Source organism: Candidatus Zixiibacteriota bacterium (genome assembly GCA_022865345.1).
Classification (GTDB): Bacteria; Zixibacteria; MSB-5A5; order MSB-5A5; family RBG-16-43-9; genus RBG-16-43-9.
Map to the genome: position 1 here is coordinate 1 of JALHSU010000135.1, position 4,392 is coordinate 4,392.

Genomic DNA, 4,392 nt, shown 5'->3' on the forward strand with positions numbered 1-4,392 from the left:
GTCTCGATTTTCTGGTGGATATCACCAGCATAAGGGATCACCACCTCGGGCCTGATTACTCCTGCCCTTATCTGGGTGGCTCCATTTATGCAAACCATTTTCCCCTGTTTGGATTTTAGCAGTTCAAAAGTTCTTTCTGCCATATTTATCTGTCCGAAACCCTCGGTAACTACTAAAGTTATGCCTAATTCCTCTGAGCCGGTAATAGCTACTCCTAAATCATATCCTAAAAATTCCCTCAAATCCTTATCATCAAACCCGCCTATGACGATCCCCTTTGCTCCAACTGAGACTGCTTTTTTTATCGCGGGGCTGGTAACCAGACTTCCGCCTACAATCACCTTGCCAGCACATTCTTTATCAATCAGGCTATCAGTTAGCACTTCAGTGTTATCCCTGGTCACAATTTTAAGTTCTCCGTGAGTCTCCCCGCCGATTCCGAAAATTCCCTGGATAAAGGAGCCCCAGGTGCTGACCGAAACACCCTCTTTCGGAAAGACCTCCACCACTTCTCCTTCTAAATAGGCTTTTATCTCTACCGGGATAGGGTTTCCCCGGATCAGGACCTGCCCGGTAATGGAGGAGATGCTTTCGATTGTCCCTTCAGATTTTGACTTGCATTCTGAGGAGAAAAGTCCAAAGAAGGTTTTGCTCCTGGCGATCACCTCGTTTTCCTTAACTTTTTCCCCTTCTTTTTTAAGCATATGCTCAGGCACATCCTCTGGCGGAAGCCCTAAGATATTGGCGATGTTTATCGGCTCAACATTTCCAGGAAGGTTGGTCCTGGCAACCACTGTGTCCGGGCTTACCTTATCACCGACTTTTACCAGAACTTCGCCTTTCAGAGGTAAAATTCTTTTCTTGGTGACCAAAAGCTTTTCAGTTACTTTTAAGCCCGGTGTATATGCATGACCCATAAAAGTTCCTTTTAGATTTCAATGTAGTTGCCCAATTTATTGGGCTTTCTTGCTCGACGAATCGAGCGACAGCTGTAGCGTCCTCACTCCTGTGAGGACGTCTTTCGTTGCCACAGGAGTGGCAACGCTACCGTTCTCACATAAAGGGAGAAGAATTGAGGAATTTTCCATCTATAACCTCTCCAATGCCCCCTTGGTATATATATCCAAAGCTATCATCCACTCTTTAAGCTTCTGTACTCTGATCTTATCATCAGTCGGCACGTTAAATGGTCTTCCTCTGCCGTCTAAGATTATTCCGGTGACTCCGCCGGAGATCTCTTTCTCCACCTTGGTTCCTTTTCCTGCGCCGACGTCAAAACCTCTAAGCGGCTCTAAAGTAACTTTGGCCTTTAAGGGAATTCCTTTGTCGTCAAAGCCTAAGGGGAACTTTTTCATCTCGGCAAATTTTAAAGTCCCTTCGATTGTTTCCCCATTGGGCATATGAAATTTATATTTTAAAATCTCTTTTTCCTCCCTACGGGTCGTAGAGCTGTAATCGACCTTTAATTCACCAGCCGGCGCGATGCAGGTGCCCAGATGGATCAGGCAATCTTTGTTGAAGACCTCAACTGCGGCTTTGGTATGGACAGTGGATAAAACCCCGAGCTGGGGCATCATGAAGATGCTGTCTACTGATAGCCTGGTTACCCCCTCCGGCATAAATCCGTCTATTAACATTAAAGCAGCCTGATCTCTTCTGGGTGCATGGGATAAAACCCCTCCAGAGCCGATGAGCATATTTAAGGTCATCATATTTACCAGGGTCAGGCCTCCTGCGGTCTGGGCAAAGGCATCGGCTATGGTCCTCTGCTGCTGGATCCCTTTTAAAACCGTGGCAAAAGATTTATGCTGAATAAAGGCAAGGCGCAATGCCTCTTTGGCAATTGCCTGTTCGAAGATCAAGTCCTCCATGGTCTGGGGGATGGTGGTTGGCCGGATCATCTTGTTTTTAACCCGGTTTCTCAAATCCCTTTCGTTCATGTGAAAAGGAACCCATCTCATCACATTATTTAAACCAGCCTCAGCGAAGACATTCGATACAGAATAGCTCATTCCTAAGTTGGCGCTAACTGTTCTATTAAATGTCCCCTGAAATACGGAGAAGATATCCGTTGTTGCTCCACCGATATCAACACCCACCACCTCGATTCCCTCTTCGTCTGCAATTTTCTTCATAATCAAACCAACTGCCCCAGGTGTGGGCATAATCGGCGCATCGGTCCAGGTCATAAGCTTCTTGTAACCGGGAGCCTGAGCCATCACGTGTTCCATAAATAAATCGTGGATTTTCTCCCGTGCCGGGAAAAGGTTTTCCCTTTCCAGAACCGGTCGTATGTTATCGACTATGGTCAGATCTACTTTATCTCCGAGAGTATTTTTTATGGCTTCACGTGCATCGACATTTCCAGCATAGATGACCGGAAGTCTGTATCCTATACCCAGCCTGGGTTTTGGGTCTGCAGCAGAAAGAAGCTCAGCTAATTCAACAACGTGAGTCGTTGTCCCACCGTCGATTCCTCCAGAAAGCACAATCATATCCGGTCTCAAATGCCTGATCCTCTGGATCTGCTGATGGGGAAGCCTTTTATCATTGGAAGCGATAACGTCCATCACAATTGCGCCTGCTCCTAAGGCGGCTCTTTCAGCACTTTCTGCAGTCATGCTCCTGACCACGCCGGCGACCATCATCTGCAAGCCTCCACCAGCGCTGGAGGTGGAAACATAAATATCAGTGCCTACATTTCCCTTAGCAGGAGAGATTATTGCCCCTTTGTCATCCAAGATCTTCCTGCCAGAAAGCTCCTCCACCTCAGCCACAGAGTTTAATACCCCCATGGTCACATCCTCAAACGGAGCCTCAACTGTAGTCGGTGCTTCACCCCGAACGATGAGACGGTATTCATCTCCTCTTTTCTCGATTAAAATGGCTTTAGTGGTAGTACTTCCGCAATCGGTGGCTACAATTACATTGATATCTTCAGGTTTTAAATCTTTCATAGAACTCCTTTATGACATTACTGGAGTGTAAAGCTTTAGCTTTACCATTTTTGTAAACCTGAAGGTTTACACTCCAAATAACTCTTTTCTTACGTAGCGTCGGGGTTCATCCCCGACGCTCTTTCATTTATTTTTTGGTCTTTCTTCACTGCATTTTGCACAGAAATTTAAGAAATTCACATTATGGCATTTAGGACACTCCCATCGAGTAGAGTAATCTACTGCATATTCAGGGAGGTTGTCATAGAATTCACTTTGTATTTTTTTGTAAGGAACAACTCCGTCACTACTTTCCGACAGCATGCCCGAGATAGTATAGATTGCTGTTGATAAGGCAGAAGGGGAACTTGAATCAGTAACGATCTTAGCAGCTAGTTTTATCTTCTCTTTGTCTAATTCAGGGAATTTCTCTGGAAGATTTTTCTCTACTACTTTTTTTGTTTGATTTTTTGCCTGTGGAAATTTTTCAGGAGGAAAAATGAAGGTGCAGTTCTGGTATATTGTAGTGCCATCTCCTCTTGCAACAGGAGATCCATCTCCAGTTTTGATGGTATCGGCTTTTGATGTGATTTCATCACCCCTTGCTTGAATATTCACGCTATCAGTTGTTTTCTTAATCGTCTGATCCTTTTTTTCCATACCCAGTCTCGGCCCTCCACCGAAGAGTCCAGCAATCCAACTTATGACATTTAGAATTTTCATTCAGTTCTCTTTCGGTCGAGCGTATCCGTAAGCTCGGCACTTTTTTACAATTATTCGTCGGGCATAAAGCCCGACGCTACATTACTCGTTGCCACAGAGTGGCAACGCTACGAAATTCTAACCCTTGCCCGAAATCACCTGCCACAAAGTCCTTCTACCTTTGGTTTTCCGGTCCTCTTTCCTTCTTTTTTTATCTTCTTTTTCCTTAGTTAAAGCCTCAGCGTCGAATTTCTCTATAGTTTGCAAGAGCCTTTCCACACTCTCCCGCTCTTCCATCATTTTCCTGAACTCATCAAACTCTTTCCAGGAGAAAAGGGTCTGGACAAAAGGCTCGAAAAAAACTAACATCTGGGAACCGATGTAATTCAAGGGTTTGACTGATTCCAAAAACAAAATTGCCGGCGTAGACATCTTCCATAAGACCACCTTCTTGGCAATCTTGTCCAAAATCTCCTGCTGTTCAAGGGTAAGCCCTTTTTCTTCTACTTTAGTTCCCTTAGGCTGAGTGGAAAAGATGTGTCTGAAAGGCATTTAGCTTTTTATCCTCTGTTTAATGAAATTCACAACTTCATCTTTATTCTGATTGAACCTTAAATATATTCCGCGAAAATTCTCCAGCCTGGATGGCTTTTCAAAAGGGGAAAGCAGAACTCCATTTTTGTCCATGTAAAAACTGCGATATTTTCCCCATTCCATCTTTCGGGTATTGAAAAAAAATTTCACCTTTAGGCTA

5 protein-coding genes are annotated in these 4,392 nt (G+C 44.5%); all 5 read right to left on the bottom strand.

Features of this window, described 5'->3' with window-relative positions; genetic code table 11:
* The coding region (locus MUP17_06280; GenBank protein MCJ7458578.1) for a hypothetical protein at nt 1-917 on the bottom strand (917 nt) is incomplete at its 3' end.
* 171 nt (nt 918-1,088) lie between these two features.
* A complete protein-coding gene (locus MUP17_06285; protein ID MCJ7458579.1) occupies nt 1,089-2,957 on the bottom strand; it encodes a glutamate mutase L in 1,869 nt (622 codons plus the stop codon).
* A gap of 123 nt (nt 2,958-3,080) precedes the next feature.
* Nucleotides 3,081-3,659, bottom strand: a complete 579-nt coding sequence (locus MUP17_06290) for a hypothetical protein (protein ID MCJ7458580.1) — start codon at nt 3,657-3,659, stop codon at nt 3,081-3,083.
* A 117-nt stretch (nt 3,660-3,776) separates the two neighbouring features.
* Nucleotides 3,777-4,190 (bottom strand): hypothetical protein, encoded by a 414-nt coding sequence (locus tag MUP17_06295; protein ID MCJ7458581.1) that lies wholly within the window; start codon nt 4,188-4,190, stop codon nt 3,777-3,779.
* Nucleotides 4,191-4,392 (bottom strand): hypothetical protein (locus MUP17_06300; protein MCJ7458582.1); only part of this gene is annotated, 202 nt, incomplete at its 5' end. It abuts the gene before it with no gap.

What these genes read in the sequence shown, in the direction of transcription:
- MUP17_06285 (MCJ7458579.1), bottom strand. Translation starts at nt 2,957, where the DNA reads ATGAAAGATTTAAAACCTGAAGATATCAATGTAATTGTAGCCACCGAT.
- MUP17_06290 (MCJ7458580.1), bottom strand. Translation starts at nt 3,659, where the DNA reads ATGAAAATTCTAAATGTCATAAGTTGGATTGCTGGACTCTTCGGTGGA.
- MUP17_06295 (MCJ7458581.1), bottom strand. Translation starts at nt 4,190, where the DNA reads ATGCCTTTCAGACACATCTTTTCCACTCAGCCTAAGGGAACTAAAGTA.